At 40.9% G+C, this 16352-nt stretch carries 9 protein-coding genes; 8 read left to right on the top strand and 1 reads right to left on the bottom strand.

Going from position 1 to position 16352, the window contains the following annotated elements; genetic code table 11:
* Positions 1–3: 3 nt before the first annotated feature.
* Entirely contained in the window at positions 4–2343 is a 2340-nt protein-coding gene (locus HFD85_RS16300) for a GH92 family glycosyl hydrolase (protein ID WP_167612274.1), read from the bottom strand.
* 204 nt (positions 2344–2547) lie between these two features.
* On the opposite strand from HFD85_RS16300, the gene HFD85_RS16295 reads away from it, so the two are divergent.
* The 8 genes from HFD85_RS16295 (at position 2548) to HFD85_RS16260 (ending at position 16146) form a co-directional block, all read left to right on the top strand.
* Positions 2548–3279, top strand: coding sequence for a GntR family transcriptional regulator (locus HFD85_RS16295; RefSeq protein WP_206081999.1), 732 nt, complete (start codon positions 2548–2550; stop codon positions 3277–3279).
* Between the two features lie 289 nt (positions 3280–3568).
* On the top strand, positions 3569–4183 hold the full coding sequence (locus HFD85_RS16290; RefSeq protein ID WP_167612270.1) for an RNA polymerase sigma factor: 615 nt from the start codon (positions 3569–3571) through the stop codon (positions 4181–4183).
* Positions 4184–4253: 70 nt separating this feature from the next.
* Positions 4254–5420, top strand: coding sequence for a FecR family protein (locus tag HFD85_RS16285; RefSeq protein ID WP_167612267.1), 1167 nt, complete (start codon positions 4254–4256; stop codon positions 5418–5420).
* 136 nt (positions 5421–5556) lie between these two features.
* Positions 5557–8934 carry a TonB-dependent receptor gene (locus HFD85_RS16280; protein ID WP_167612264.1) on the top strand — a complete coding sequence of 1126 codons (3378 nt, stop codon included), beginning with the start codon at positions 5557–5559 and terminating at the stop codon, positions 8932–8934.
* Between the two features lie 125 nt (positions 8935–9059).
* Positions 9060–10988 carry a RagB/SusD family nutrient uptake outer membrane protein gene (locus HFD85_RS16275; RefSeq protein ID WP_167612261.1) on the top strand — a complete coding sequence of 643 codons (1929 nt, stop codon included), beginning with the start codon at positions 9060–9062 and terminating at the stop codon, positions 10986–10988.
* Positions 10989–11020: 32 nt separating this feature from the next.
* Positions 11021–12160, top strand: coding sequence for a SusE domain-containing protein (locus HFD85_RS16270; protein WP_167612258.1), 1140 nt, complete (start codon positions 11021–11023; stop codon positions 12158–12160).
* Positions 12161–12287: 127 nt separating this feature from the next.
* Positions 12288–15023, top strand: a complete 2736-nt coding sequence (locus HFD85_RS16265; protein ID WP_167612255.1) for a glycoside hydrolase family 76 protein — start codon at positions 12288–12290, stop codon at positions 15021–15023.
* Positions 15024–15126: 103 nt separating this feature from the next.
* Positions 15127–16146 (top strand): family 43 glycosylhydrolase, encoded by a 1020-nt coding sequence (locus HFD85_RS16260; protein ID WP_167612252.1) that lies wholly within the window; start codon positions 15127–15129, stop codon positions 16144–16146.
* Positions 16147–16352 lie beyond the last annotated feature (206 nt).

Raw genomic sequence — 16352 nt, 5'->3', positions numbered from 1 at the left:
TAATTACTGATTGATTTTTGGTGTTCCCGACATCTTCAGTTTTAATTTGCCACCATTTACAATATCCTGAAATTTGACAAATGGTGAATCCTGAACTTCTCCATCCAACTCAATTTTCTGCACATAAACATTGTCTTTCGAGTTATTTTCAGTTTCAATAACAAACTGTTTTCCTTTGTAATAATCGGGGTTAAGCTGGATGGTAATTTTATCAAACAACGGGCTGCCAATCTGCATTTCAGGATCAATTGCAGTAAGTCCTTTTACGTCGAACAAACCAATTCCGGCCATTACATACCACGCACCAAGTTGCCCCTGGTCTTCATCCTGTCCGTAACCATAGCCGTGAATTCCTTCTGTTCCGTAGAATTCGTCGCAAATTGCACGCACCCATTTTTGGGTCAGGTCGGGTCTTCCCGAAAAGTTAAACATCCATGAGATATGCAGATTCGGTTGATTTCCGTGGTTGTATAGAGCTTTCAGTCCGGCAAAAGCATCCACTTCTTTTCCGCCTCCGAAAATATTTTTTTGCGATGCAATAAAGATGCTGTCGAGACGATTATTAAAGGTTTCCCGTCCTAGCTTCTTCACCAGCTCTTCAGGCTGGTGCGGCACATAAAAAGTGTATTGAATAGCGTTCCCTTCCTGAAAGCCAATCCATGGTGCCAAAGGATCAAAGTTTTGAATAAAATTACCGTCAAGATCTCTTGGCCTGATCAGTTTTGTTTCTTCATCAAATAACAACTTCCATCCATCAGACAGGCGGGATAACAATTTATAATCGTCGGTTTTGCCAAGGTGCTTGGCATATTGAGCTACCGCAAAACTGCTGAACGAATATTCCAGTGTGTGCGAAGCTGAGAATCCCGATCCTTCGTCAACGGTTATCCAGGCATAACGTTCGTCGTACGGGCTATAGCCGCGTTCCACAAACTGACGCACATCCATCTTTCCGGCACCTTCAATCCGGCCTTTCCACTCGATTTCGTTTTTCAACGCTGCTTCGTAACCCAGCTCCACATCAAAATCGCGAATTCCACAATTGTAAGCCGCAGCAATTGCCAGGCTGGTAAAATTGGTTCCCACTCCCGAAACATATTTACTGCACGCAATTCCGTCGCCCAGCCAGCCGGCATCTTTGTACACCAGCAACTGACTCTGAATCCAGTCGGAATAATATTCAGGATAAGCAATGGCCCACAATTGTGTCAGGTTCCAGAAAGCTCCCCAAATGGCATCGGTATTGTAGTGGTTATGAACAGGATTTCCCTTTCCGTCCAACTCAATTTGTCCCACTTCACCGTTATTTTTCGGATAGGCACCATTCACATCGCTGGCCAAACCACGCCCTAACAGAGCATGGAAAAGCCCGGTGTAAAATTTTACTTTATTGGCTTCATTTTTTCCTTCAACAGTAACCCTGCCCAGGTAATCCTCCCAGGTTTTGAGACTGGCTTTCTTTGCCTTTTCAAAAGTCAGATTCTTTGCCTCCGTTTCAAGGTTAAGTCTGGCATTTTCAACAGAAGTATACGACAAACCAACTTTAATGGTAACCGCTTCATTTTCTTTAGTGGAAAAGGTGAGGAAAACTCCGGCTCCTACACCGTTAATCTTCTTTTCGTTTCTGAAAATATCAGTTCCTTTAAAAGTTCCGTATGCTGTTGGTTTTTTGTCTAAAACAGCCGTGAAATACATTTTAACGTCAGCACCTTTCTGGTATTTTTTTACGTACTCAGGTTCGGTAATCACATAACCTTCAATTCGCCCATCTGCTGTTATAACAGCTTCCGCATCTTTTACTTTGCCGCTTTCACCTTGTTGGTTGCCAATATCAAAAAGAATATTTGCCGACTCTGATTCCGGGAAAGTATAACGATGAAATCCAACACGTTTCGTGGCAGTCAGCTCGGCTTTAACTTTATAATCGTCGAGCCAAACCGAATAATAACCCGCTGTTGCATATTCATTTTTGCGGTCGAAACGCGAGCGGTATCCGCCGTCAGGATTCTCAAGATCTCCGGGAACAGTTTGCAGTTCACCCACTGTTGGAGCAAAAACAATTCCACCCACCTGAAACTCGTGCAGGTTCGCAAAACCTTCGATTGAGCTGTCGCGGTCGTCGTAACCAACGGCTTCCCAGCCCTGCTCATTCCCGTAATGTGCATTGGTTGACGGAGCCAGTTTTGCCATTCCGAACGGCACCGCTGCCGGCGTATAAAAGAACCAGCGCGAATGGGCAGTTCCGATATTTGGGTCGACATATTTTGTTAGCTCCTGACCGAAGCTGTTTCCACAAAAACAACTTACCACCAACACTGTAATAAAACCTAAAATGCTTCTCATATTATTATTGATTTTTATTTTCTTACTCGTTAAACCAGTATAGGATAACCAAAAATATTTAAAACTCCTACGAATAAAACTATATGTTCATACATTTAATTCCTTGTGCAAACATATACAAATTTCTAAAAACTTAAAATATTGAGGAATATATTTTATTTTATTGTGTTTAGCGTATCTTTGGGCGCAGATAAATGTATAAACATGAGGTTGAACATAGATCATAAAAGTCAAACACCACTGCACCTACAAGCTGAAGCGCTTCTTCGGGAAATGATACAGCAGGAAGAATACCAAAATGGGAAATTGCTTCCTAATGAAGTCGACCTGTCTAAACAACTCAACATATCGAGAAACACACTGAGACAAGCAATAAATAAGCTTGTTTACGAAGGATTGCTCGTTCGTAAGAAAGGATATGGCACAAAAGTGGCCGCGAAAGGAATATCGGGGCGGGCAAAAAACTGGTATAGTTTCTCGCAGGAAATGAAAGCAATGGGAATTCAGGTTCAGAATTTTGAACTTCATGTAAGCTGGCAAACAGCCGGCAAAGAAGTGAGTTCCTTTTTCAGTATAAAGCCCGACAAACAAGTGATGACTTTAGAACGGTTGCGCGGTAAAAAAGACTTCCCGTTTGTCTACTTCATCTCCTATTTTAATCCGGAACTGGGAATAACCAGCGATGAAAACTTTGCAAATCCCTTATATGAGATTCTAGAGAAAAAATACAATGTAAAGGCTGCGCTATCCTACGAAGAAATAAGTGCGATTAAAGCAACACCATTTTTAAGTAAGAAGTTGAATATTTCTCATGACGATCCTATTCTATTCCGGCGCAGGCTTGTGTATGATGACAACCAGCGACCAATTGAATTCAACCTTGGCTATTACCGCGGCGACAGTTTCGTATTTTCTGTTGAGAGCGAGCGCAAATAACTGCAGAAATAAACAGCGAAATAGGTTTATCATTCCAGTTGCTTCTAATTCCTTAGTTCTTATTGATTCAGAAAAATTAAAAACCAAATGCCCAAACACTTTGTTGAAAATGAGATGAGATTTTATTCAATAAGTGAATAGTGATAAAGGAAATTACGCTCAATAAATGTGTACATGGACTGACAGACTATGCATTATGAGACAGGTATAGTCAGAACAATGATGTTAGAAGATCATTTTATATATATTAGCACAATATTTTAGAGGGAAAATTACGGCATAGGGACAGATGGCGAAAAAAGAAAATCCTTCATATTTTCTTTGGGAACGTTTTAAGAATGGTGACGATGATGCGTTTTACCGTATCTACGACCAGTATTTCAACGCACTATACTCCTACGCCCTCAATTTTTCGAAAGACACGTATTTTATAAAAGACTGCATCCACGACCTTTTTCTAGATCTTTACAAATACCGCAAAACACTTTCTGAAACCGACAACATTCAGTATTACCTGTTACGTTCTTTAAGACGGCTGTTGCATAAAGAAGGGACAAAAAGAAAAACGCTTCTGCACGACGAGCAACTGCTTCTTATAAACGATACACCGGTTATATCGTTGGAAGAAGAGATTATTGCCGACGAAACAAAAAAAGAGCATTTCAGGGCACTTGCCGAGGTAATGAAAAAACTGACGAGAAAACAACAGGAAGCACTTTCCCTAAAATTTGAACACAATTTAAGCTACCCGGAAATTGCCGACACGTTAAACATATCGGTTGAATCGGCCAGAACAATGATATACAGAGCATTAAAAGAACTACGGAAAGCCATAAAAAAAGGGAAAACGTCTAATTCCATACTACTGTTTTTTTTACTCAGAAACAGAATTCAAACCGGGTAGAAAAATTTTTCTTTTTTTTGTCTATGTTTTTACTTCCATCCACTTTATGTAGATGTAGATTAAAAGCATAATGGATAACAACGAAGTAAAAAAGGCATTCGATATTCTGGCAGATGAACAATTCAGCATTGATTCCATCATCGAAAAAACCGAAAACAAAAATGATTCGGAAGCTGAAGAATTGCAACTAGCCAGCACTATTTATTCCTTTCTGACTTCTTATAAAAAAGCGCCATCGTTACAGGACAAAGAAGACGTACGTAAACAACTCAGGTTTTCAATCCACCGTGAAAAGCGGAGAAAAACACTTGCACGATGGGCTGTGGCTGCTTCTTTCCTTATTGTTGCATTTTCGGTTTGGCAGATACAACTCAGCAGCACAAAAACTGACTTCAACAACATGGTTGAAACCTTGCAATTTTCGCAACCCGATAGTGCTACACAGCTGATTCTGCAGGATGGCCGCCAGGTTTTAATCGCCGAAGAAGAATCGAACATTTTATACGATGAGAAGGGCGAAAATATCACCATCGATTCCACTCAAAAAATTACGCAGTTGGTAGAGGAAAAAAAGCCTGTTTTCAACACGCTGGTTGTTCCCTACGGAAAACGTACGCACATAACACTTGCCGATGGATCGAAAGTATGGTTGAATTCAGGATCGAAACTGATATACCCGGCAACAAACACCGGCAACAAACGCGAAGTATACATCGACGGAGAAGCTATTTTTGACGTTACGCACATGGATGGGAAACCATTCTACGTAAAAACCAAAGACTTTGAAATAAAAGTTCTTGGAACCGTTTTTAACGTAAATGCTTACGAAGATGATAAAACCAGCGGTGCCGTTCTGGCAGAAGGTAAAATAGAGATCAGTCCAAATAATACGACATTGTTCAGAAATGAAAAAAGAACAATTCTTCCGGGAACACGGATTGTTTACAATAATGACAAAGAAACTTTTGAGGAAACCCAGGTAACGGTAAAAAACTATTTATCGTGGCGCGAAGGCTACCTGATTCTGGAACAGGCACCACTTGAGAATATTCTAAAAAAGATTTCGCGCTATTACAATGTGAATATTGAATTACAGAATCCAGCCATTGGCAAGGAAACATTTTCGGGAAATTTAAACTTAAAAAACACCGCAGAAGAGGTGTTGGATATTATAGCTGAAACCACTCAAATTTCAATAAACAAAGAAAACAATAACCTAATCATAAATCTAAACTAGTTAAGCCTATGTAAAACCACTTGTTTTATTTTAAAAATGAGAAAGCCTGCAGATGTTCCAGCATCTGCAGGCTGTAAAAATTAATCAACATTGCCGCCAGGCAATGTATCCTAAAATTTATAAATCAAACAAATTTATGAAAAAAAGTAAAACGAGGTATCCGTATTGCTCATGGGGCAAAGTGAGTACCCAATTTCTTCGGATTATGAGGATAACCATCTTTCTTTTGCTCGTTGGAATGAGCAGTGTTTTTGCCAACACTACTTATTCACAAAGTGCCAAGTTTTCGTTCCTGTTAAGGAATGTAACCGTGAAACAGGTTTTTGAAAAAATTCAGGACCAGAGCGAGTTTAACATCTTTTACAAGGATAGCCAGGTCGATCTGGAAAGAAAAATTGATGTGATCGCTGATCAATCATCGGTGAACGAAATTCTGGAACAAGTATTGGATAACACCAATCTGACCTATAAAATAATCGACAGGCAAATTGTTCTGGTTCCCGAAAAAGAGACAAAGCTTGAAGAACCTGCAGAACAGGACCAAAAACCGGTTAGCGGACGAATTATCGACAACAAAGGTATTCCCTTACCCGGGGTTTCAGTGGTTGTAAAAGGAACATCTACCGGAACGGTTACCAATGCCGATGGTGTTTACAGCCTGAATGCCCCCGACGATGCTATTCTTACCTTCTCCTTTATCGGAATGCAAACCCGGGAGATTTCGGTTAATGAAGTTCCTCGCGACATTGTTTTGGAAGAAACAGCCACCGACCTGGATGAAGTAATGGTAGTTGGTTACGGTACACAGAAAAAGGCTTCGGTAGTTGGTGCTATTCAAAACATCAATCCGGGAGAATTACAGATTAGTTCATCAAAAAATATTTCAAATACGTTGGCCGGTAAACTGGCCGGAGTTATTGCAGTGACCCGTTCGGGCGAACCGGGGTACAACCAGTCTAATTTCTGGATTCGTGGTATTTCTTCCTTCTCGGGAAGTACCAATCCTTTGGTATTGGTTGACGGTGTTCAGCGTACACTGGATGACCTGGATATTTCAGAGATCGAATCATTTTCGATACTGAAAGATGCGGCGGCCAGTGCCATGTACGGTGTTCGCGGGGCAAACGGTGTTATTATTGTAAATACCAAACGTGGAAAAATTCAAAAACCGGTGGTAAACGTACGTGTTGAACGTGCTATAACAGCTCCAACTCAAATGCCTGAGTTTATTGGTGCTGCCGATCATATGCAACTGCTAAACGATTTGGCTGCCGAAGAATTTAAAGTTCCGTATTACGAGCAACTGGCGATTGACCGCACCCGAAGCGGATACGATCCTGAATTGTATCCGAATGTTGATTGGATAAAGGCTATTTCGAAAGAACATGCTTACAATACCCGGGCAAACCTGAATGTAAACGGAGGATCGGCCATGTTACGCTATAACCTCACTGCCTCGGCGTATAACGAGGATGGTATCATGAAAAGAGACAATTCGCTTTCGTACGATACCAGCACAGGATTAACACGTTACAACCTGCGCTCGAATGTAGATTTGAACCTGACAAAAACTACATCAATGCGACTGAGTGTTGGTGGATATCTGCAAAAACTACGCAAACAGTCGAACGGAACAAATACCGTATGGGACTATGCTTTTGACACGCCGCCAATGGTACACCCGGCCATTTATGCCGATGGTAAAATTCCGGTGCGCAGTTCAAGGGTAAACCCATGGGCCTACCTCACCCAGTACGGATATGGCGTTTATACCAGCAGTAAAATGGAATCGCTGTTTGCCTTAGAACAAAAACTCGATTTTATTGCTGAAGGCTTAAGCACTAAACTGTCTTTTTCTTTCGACAACTACAGCTATAGCTCGTTAACGCGCAGTAAAAATCCAACTTATTATCTTCCGGCCACAACGCGCGACGATGAAGGAGAATTGGAGCTGACTTTATTAAGTTCGGGTTCTGAGTTTTTGAACTACGAAGAAGGAAGTGATTATGGAAACAACCAAACTTACCTGGAATGGATTGTAAATTACGATCATACTTTTAACGACATCCACAACCTTACAGGATTATTACTTTTCAACCAGCGCAGTTACGACGATGGAGGCATTCAGCCCTTCCGTAACCAGGGTATTGCAGGCCGTGCCACCTATTCGTTTAAGAATAAATATGTAGGAGAATTTAACTTCGGATATAACGGATCGGAAAACTTTGCCGAAGGGCAACGTTACGGGTTCTTCCCTTCGTTTGCCGTGGGCTGGTTGGTGTCTGAAGAGAATTTCTGGGCAGGCATGAAAGAAACCGTCGATTTCCTGAAAATCCGTGCATCATGGGGTCAGGCCGGAAACGACCAGATCGGTTCTGAAAGACGGTTTGCCTACTTAACCACAATGAATACCGAAGCCGACGGTTACCACTGGGGTAATACTGCCGACTATCAAAAAGATGGAGTTACAGAAGGTGAAATAGGGGTAAATAACCTTACCTGGGAAACAGTAACAAAAAAGAACGTAGGTATTGAGTTCAGCATTCGATCTGCATTACGTATTCAACTGGACGCATTTCATGAATACCGCGACAATATTTTTATGCAACGACGCACCGTTCCCACACAGGCAGGTTTGTTAAGCACTCCTTATGCCAACTTCGGAAAAGTAAAAAACCGGGGGGGTGAAGCTGCAATTACTTACAATAAAAAAATAAACCAAGCCGACATCTCGTTTTTTGCCAACGTAAGTTATGCCAAAAACGAAATTCTGGAATATGATGTTCCGGCAGGCCAACAAGGAACCCATCAGGACATTACCGGCCATTCAATAAACGAACTGTACGGTTATGAGGCAATCGGGTTGTATACAGTAGAAGACTTTGATGCTACAGGAAACCTGTTGCCTGAGTTGCCCCAAAACGAATTGGCAGAAGTTCGCCCGGGCGACATTAAAATTTTAGACTGGAACGAAGACGGGGTTATTAACTCAAAAGACAAGGGTTATGTTGGCGGAACCAACGATCCGCGCATGGTGTACGGATTTGGCGGAAACATTTCGTTACATGGCTTCGATTTTAGTGTATTCTTCCAGGGAGTTGGAGACACCTACCGCTTTATTGGCGACGAAAGTGAGTACTTTATTCCGGGATCAGGACAGGGTATTCAGGGAAATATTTTCACCAACTATACCGACCGCTGGACCAAAGAAAATCCATCGCAGGATGTTTTCTATCCACGTTTGTCGTATGCTACAAATTACAACAACAATGCAAATTCTACCTGGTGGAAGAAGGACATGAGCTTCCTGCGTCTGAAACAAATTGAAATTGGATATAACATTCCGGCTTCGGTAAAGAAAGATCTGTTTAAAGCATGTCGTATTTACATCAACGGAAATAACCTGTTAACATTTTCTGATTTCAAATTGTGGGATCCTGAACTTTCAACTTCCAACGGAACTGAATATCCTCCAATTAAATCAGTTATGCTCGGAATTGACTTAATATTCTGATAATGAAACGACCATGAGAAATTATTTTACAAAAATACGAATGATTATAATCATGGGAGTTACATCTGTTACCTTAAAAAATAAACAATTATAAACAGATGAAATCACCTATAAAATATAGAAAGATGAAAATACAACTAAAATATATATTCCTGATACTGCTGCTGGGCACCATGTTTTCCTGCACGGATTACCTGGATAAAGAATCAGATACAGAATTAACCATGGATATGGTTTTCACCGACAAAGACAGAATGGAAAGTATGCTGGCGTATGTGTATTCCGGTATACCCGACCCAACCTGGGCTTCTTTAAACCGAACCGGATGGGGCGTAATGGGCGACGACTGGACACCTTCTGAACGTTGGCAACAATGGGGATGGGATGCCATTCCTAAAATTACCGGTAACTGGAACACCGCAACCCCATGGGCTGGTGGTTACTGGGGAGATCTGCCTAAACGCATTCGTACGGCAAATATTTTGCGTGCCAATGTTGTGCCAATCGAAGGAACTACAATTACCGCTCAGGAAGTTGAATACATACAGGCCGAATGTCGTTTTTTACAGGCTTACTACTACAGTTTGTTTGTAAATTGTTATGGTGTTTGCCCTTTTCAGCCCGATTATATTGCACCTACCAATGGTTCGACTGAGGAATTGCTTACCGGACCTGTTCCCTACGATGAAATTATCGACTGGTGCGACAATGAAATGTTGGAAGCATCCAAAATTTTACCGGCAAACTATACACAGGCAATAAAATATGGCCGCGTTACTTCAATAATGTGTTTGTCGGCACGCGCGCGGATGCTACTTTTTGCTGCATCTCCGTTAGTGAACGGCAACCCTGATTATGCCAACTTTACTGATACTGAAGGCACTCCGCTTTTCAACAGCTCATACGATGAAAACAAATGGAAAAAAGCCCTGGAGGCACACCGATTGCTGATTCAGGAAGCTGAAGCTGCAGGCCATGAATTGTACAAAATGTATAACGACGATGGCAGTATCGATCCATTTGCATCAACAGCCTGGGTGCATGCCCGTACTTATGCAGATGGTAATAAAGAAATACTATTTGCACGTCCGCAAAACCAAACGGAGCTGGATCGACACATGTCACCATACGGAGCCGGAGGAAACGGCGGACTGGGAATGACCCAATCGTTGGTTGATGCATTTTTTATGGAAAATGGCCTGTCTCCTATTCTTGGATATGAGAACGGCGACAAAACAAAACCGATCATCAATCCGGAATCAGGTTATACAGAAAGTGGTTTTTCAACAAACGATGATGTAAGAAATACCGATAACTGGAACTGGTACGACGGCAAAGAAAAAGTAGCGGCAAAAGCAGGAACTTTCAACATGTATGTACACCGCGAACCGCGTTTCTACAATGCCATTCTTTGGAACGAACGCTATTACATCTGGGACCGTCGGAATGTTGATTTTTATCAGTATGGAAAAGATAATAACTACACGCACGACGCACCACAGAACGGGTATTTAGGGTTAAAAAGAAAACATCCCAACTCAGATTCTAAAAACGGTTCATGGCAATATCGTCCGGGCATTGTTTACCGCCTTGCCGAAGCCTACCTTAGTTATTGCGAAATACTAAACGAAGTAAGCCCCGGAAGCCAGGAAATTCTTACTTACCTGAACCTGATTCGTGAGAGAGCCGGTATTCCTCAATATGCAACTTCTCAAAAAGATGGTTATATCGCAGTAAATCTGAATGACCAGGACGAAATGCGTGAAATTATCCGTCGCGAGCGCCGTGTTGAACTCTGCGGAGAAGGTGTTCGGTACGACGATCTGAGACGCTGGAAAGAAGCGGATGATGTATTGGACGGAGATTTTTACGGTATGAATTTCTCAGGTACCGAAAAATCGGATGATCCGTCAAATCCTAAAGCGTTCTACGTGCGTACGCAATACCAGAAAAGGGTATATCAGAAAAAATATTACTGGTTCCCTATTTACCAGGATGAGATTGATAAAAATCCAAACCTGGTACAAGCACCTTACTGGACAGAGTCTGAATAATTGGGGAAATTAATTTAACAAAATTAAAACAGATGAAAAAAATTAATATACTATTCGTAATCTTCGCAATGACCATGCTACTTTTTAGCAGTTGCGATGAAGAGTACGATGTAAAAATTGAAATAGATACCGTTGAAGACGGCATGCACCTGACTCCCAGCGTTGAGGAGCTTACATTATCACAGGATTTAATGGATGAAACCGCCATTACGTTCAGTTGGGATCAGGCTCAGGAACGTATCAACAATGGGCAGATTAAGTATTACTTCAAGTTAGGTCTCCCCGGATTTACAACTGCTACCGATACCATTCCAATCGAAGAGGGAGTTTTTGAATACAGCATTACACACTTCGACCTAAATACCCTTCTTTACGGACTTGGAATAAATTTTGGAAGTACAGCCGAAATAGTGGCAGAAGTAATAGCCTCATCAAATGGAGATTTCTTTGTAAAACCCGAAATCTCAACCACAAAAGTGCTGGTAACCACTTTCGAGATCGAACCGGTAAACCTGTACCTTGTTGGTTCTGCCAATCCTAATGGATCGGAAATCAGTCATGGGATTAAGCTAACTGAAATTATCGAAGGCAAAGACATTGGTAATAAATATCAATGGGAAGGCAATTTACAGATTGGAACCTTTAAGTTCGTTAATTCCCTGGTTGAAGATAAAGGCTCATGGAGTATGGGAGCAAGTTCTACCGAATTAGTGCAGAATTCAACGAATAGTAGTTCTGATATGGAATTTACCGTGACCAAGTCCGGTTTGTATTCGATTATTTTAAACAAAAACGACAAAGAGATCATTTTTGGATATAAAGGATTTAGCCATGTTTGGGCCGTAGGTACCGGAATTGGTGTTGCATGGAATATGCCTTCTTCAACCGAGTTTAGCTGGGATCCGAGAAATCCAAGCATTTTCACTCTTGAATGTACCATGCAGGGCAACAATGATTTCAAACTGCCCTACAATGATCAAAGTGCAGGTTGGGGATGTCCTTTCCTACGCCCTATTGTTGCTAACGCAAATATATGGGAGGATAATCGTATTCAGGCAACCCCTGCCGGTTATGGTGATGATCTGAAATGGTGGGTTACAGAAGAACAATCTGGCCCCGCTATTGTAACAATCGATGCACTGAACGAAACCATTACGCTTGAAAAAAGATAGATAAAATCTATTCTTCTCTCTTGCTTCAATGGAGCAAGACACAATCATAAAATTTTAAATCGAAGGAAGTACTTTACGTACTTCTTTCGATTTATTTATACCTAACAAACCTTTAACCTAAGATTTCATGAAACCTCGGCATCTACTATTTTCAATAGTAACTCTTTTTTGGCTGTCCATAGTTTCTAACGAAGTAAAAGGTATCACTACCGGCACACCTTCAATTACCGGTTCAGTAGATAACACTCAAAATTATCCTTTCGAAACCGCCAACCCGGATATTAGTAGTGAGAATACCTCATCAAGTTCAATTAGCTCCGGAAGTATTTATAAAATCACCTCAAAGGCATCGGGAAAAGTACTTGATGTACTTAATTCTGAGCTGTCTGATAACGCCAATGTGTGCATCTGGACGGATACGGATTCTGATGCACAGAGATGGCGGTTAACTGCTGTTAGCGACAATCAATTCACCCTTACCAACATAGCAAGTGGAAAATTACTTCACATAGCCGGAACTACCCCCGAGAACCAGCTAAATATCGATCAATGTAAAAATACAAATGATGCTACAGTTTTGTGGCAGATCAATGAAAATGCAGATGGCACTTTTTCGATAAAATGCGCATTGGATTCAGATTTTGTGCTGGCTGTTGCGGGAACAGAAACCATCGATGGCTCAAATGTTGAGTTAAGCGAATCAGCCGGAGGAGATAGAGAAAGCTGGTTTTTTGAGGAACAAGACGCCAGAGAGGCAGCGCCAACACCTGAAATTGCAGATAAGATTTTTGCTGCCTGGAAAGCAAAATATTACGATGCACGCACAGGCGATGAAATAATTCCGAATGAAGGTTATTGGGGAGTGGCTGAAATGATGGAAATAGTTGTTGATGCCTATGAAGTGACCGGAAACCTTAAATATGCAACCATGTTTAGCGAGATGTACAATCAGGTTCTTACTAAATATGGCCATGACTGGATGTGGAATGACTTTAACGACGACATTACCTGGATGGTTTTGGCCTGTGTGCGGGCAGGAATAATTTTAAATAACCAAACATACATAAACAAAGCCAAAGACCAGTTCGATAAAATGTATGAACGTGCCAATCATGCCGGCGGTAGCTGGCTGACATGGAAAATGGGCGTACCCGGAACCAATTCGTGTATAAATGGTCCGGCAATGGTTGCCTGCTGCTATTTAGCGCAAGCAACAAACAACAATGATTATTATACAAAGGCGATTAAATTATACGATTGGTCGAAAAACAACTTGTTAGTAACCGAAACAGGCGAAGTGTACGACAGCTATAATTCCAATGGCGACGGTGCAACAAATTACTGGAGCTCTACTTATAATCAGGGAACTTATCTTGGAGCGTCGGTCATGCTTTACAATTACACAAAAGACCCAACTTACCTAAAAATGGCCGATCGGATAGCCAGGTATACAGAAGAAAATATGTTTCGTTCAAGCGTAATCTGGTACGAAGAAGGCCCTGACTTAGATGGTTTTAAAGGAATTTTAATGCGTTATGCCCGTAAATATGTGGTTGACTGTAATCGTCCAAATTTCATTCCGTGGCTACAATTAAATGCGAAGGTGGCTTATAACAACAGGAACTCTGAAAATATTATCTCTACAATCTGGAGTAAAAGAGCCGAAGAAACGGTGGAATACCGGGGTTTTAATGCTTCTACAGCTGTATCATTAATGATAAATTGTCCATATAAAACGACAACGGTTAAAGATGCTTATTTAAAAATTGAGTCAGAGGATTTTGATTACCTGAAAGGCATTATGATTATTCATCCAACACCAGATGATGAGACTTCTTACTTAGGAGGAATTCAGAACGGGTATCATACAGCTTATTACAATGTTGATTTCGGAACCACCGGAGCAGTAGCTGCTGAGTTCAGAATTTCCAGCCTTGCTTCAGGAAACAGTATTGAAATAAGGTTAGGCGCACCAAACGGAGAGTTGATAGGTACTGCCACAACTGACAATACCGGTAATTGGTCAACTTATACAACAATTACTTGTCCTGTTGAGAATGTGAAAGGCCTGCAAAATATTTACCTGATATATAAAGGAACAGGATACATTTGCAACATTAATAATTTCAAATTTATTGAAGCTGAGTCACCTACTTCTGACACAAACGGATTGATTGGTCAATACTTTTATGGAATGAACTTTGAAACAATGCTGCTCGAACGGATTGATCCGAATGTCAACTTTAATTGGGAAGAACTATATCCTGCAGCAGAAGTACCTGCTGATTATTTTTCAGTTCGGTGGACCGGAAAAATAGAACCGCTGCATTCGGGCGAGTATACGTTTTACATCACATCAGATAACGGACGCAGGGTTTGGATAAACAATGAGTTAATTATTGACAAGTGGCTAAATGACTACGATGTAACCTACTCCGGCAAGATAACTCTTAGCGCCGGTCAACGCTACGATATTAAGGTAGAGTTTTTTGATGATATTGGAGGAGCAAATGTTGTTCTCGAATGGGAAAGTTCTCAACAACAAAGAGAAGTAGTTCCAGGCTCTCAACTGTTTTTACATGCTAAAAACCAGGCAACAGCCATTTCAGGTTTAATCGAACAAGCAGAAGATGATATTCTGGTATTTCCGAATCCGGCAACTTCTTTCATTAAAATCAAACCAAACAATCAACAGATCATTAGAACAACAATTATTGATGTAAAAGGTCAGACGATTTACAGCAATAACAAGAAATATGATGATCAACTTACAATTGATGTAGCCAACTTACCGAATGGCCTGTACCTTATCTCTTTTGTTACTAAAACAAATAGTAGAATCGTAAGAAAATTCATAAAATAAACCGCTTATACCTATAGACTATATAAACATTCCGGATACTCTTTATTCCGCTTTTAATTAAGCTGAAACGAAAGGTTTCTGTTAAACAAGTAAATTTAAAATTATGAGATCCTACTTTTTTGCAATCCCCTTGATATTCCTTTTTATCGCAGCGTGTTCAAACGGAAACGATTTGAATATAGATGATGAACCCTCAAATGAGAATAAAAATTCAACCTACAATAATCCGGTTGTTCCAACAAGTCTGCCCGACCCCACCATTATAAAGGCAGCCGACGGGTATTTTTACCTCTACGCCACCGAAGACATTCATAATACGCCTATTCTCCGGTCGGTAAATTTAACCGACTGGAAACTTATAGGCACTGCCTTTACCGATGAAACCCGACCGAACTGGGAACCTAATGGTGGAATTTGGGCACCTGACATTAATTACATCAACGGAAAGTATGTTTTGTATTATTCAATGTCGGTTTGGGGAGGCGGAAATACCTGTGGTATAGGTATTGCAACGGCAACAAAACCGGAAGGGCCTTTTACTGATAACGGGAAGTTATTCCGCAGCAACGAGATAGGAGTACATAATTCTATCGATCCTTTTTACATTGAAGATGCCGGTAAAAAATATTTATTCTGGGGAAGTTTCTTTGGAATTTATGCCTTAGAACTTAACGATGACGGACTGAGTATGAAACCTGCAACAACCAGAAAGGTTGCAGGTACAGCTTTTGAAGCAAGTTACATCCATAAAAAAGGAAACTATTACTATTTGTTTGCCTCTGTTGGGTCATGCTGCGAAGGCGCCAACAGCAGCTACCGGACCGTTGTGGGGCGTTCGGAGAACCTGTTTGGCCCCTATGTTAACAAAGCTGGGAAACAAATGTTGGATAATGAATACGAAGTTCTTATTCAGGCCAACGACAAGTTTGTTGGAACGGGCCATAACTCGGAGATTGTAACAGACGATGCCGGAAACGACTGGATACTGTACCATTCATACATTAGAAGCACGCCTAATAAAGGTCGTGTTGTGTTAATGGACCAGGTGCATTGGATTAATGGCTGGCCCGAGGTTACAGGACAGTCTCCTTCTACACAAAATTCAATTCCGGTTTTTGAATAGCCCTTTTCTGACTAAAATTGGCTGATTATTTTCAAAGAAAAGAGTTTAACGTTTAACGTTAAACTCCTTAACAAATAAAAGACTATTCGCAAACTGAATTTGTCCCAAATCTATTTTTCGTTTAAAACCTTAAATCCGTTCTGTTTAATTTCAGAAACCGATTCTCATCTTTTGTGCAGAATTTTGCTTTTATTGACAATAAAAAC

This window comes from Maribellus sediminis (assembly GCF_011799805.1).
Classification (GTDB): domain Bacteria; phylum Bacteroidota; class Bacteroidia; order Bacteroidales; family Prolixibacteraceae; genus Draconibacterium; species Draconibacterium sediminis_A.
Note: the sequence above shows the minus strand (reverse complement) of the source record. Positions and strands in the feature narration are given on the sequence as shown.

Excerpts from the sequence above, each read along its gene's own strand:
- HFD85_RS16285 (WP_167612267.1), top strand. The coding sequence starts at position 4,254 with ATGGATAACAACGAAGTAAAAAAGGCATTCGATATTCTGGCAGATGAA.
- HFD85_RS16290 (WP_167612270.1), top strand. The coding sequence starts at position 3,569 with ATGGCGAAAAAAGAAAATCCTTCATATTTTCTTTGGGAACGTTTTAAG.
- HFD85_RS16295 (WP_206081999.1), top strand. The coding sequence starts at position 2,548 with ATGAGGTTGAACATAGATCATAAAAGTCAAACACCACTGCACCTACAA.
- HFD85_RS16265 (WP_167612255.1), top strand. The coding sequence starts at position 12,288 with ATGAAACCTCGGCATCTACTATTTTCAATAGTAACTCTTTTTTGGCTG.
- HFD85_RS16280 (WP_167612264.1), top strand. The coding sequence starts at position 5,557 with ATGAAAAAAAGTAAAACGAGGTATCCGTATTGCTCATGGGGCAAAGTG.
- HFD85_RS16270 (WP_167612258.1), top strand. The coding sequence starts at position 11,021 with ATGAAAAAAATTAATATACTATTCGTAATCTTCGCAATGACCATGCTA.
- HFD85_RS16275 (WP_167612261.1), top strand. The coding sequence starts at position 9,060 with ATGAAAATACAACTAAAATATATATTCCTGATACTGCTGCTGGGCACC.
- HFD85_RS16260 (WP_167612252.1), top strand. The coding sequence starts at position 15,127 with ATGAGATCCTACTTTTTTGCAATCCCCTTGATATTCCTTTTTATCGCA.
- HFD85_RS16300 (WP_167612274.1), bottom strand. The coding sequence starts at position 2,343 with ATGAGAAGCATTTTAGGTTTTATTACAGTGTTGGTGGTAAGTTGTTTT.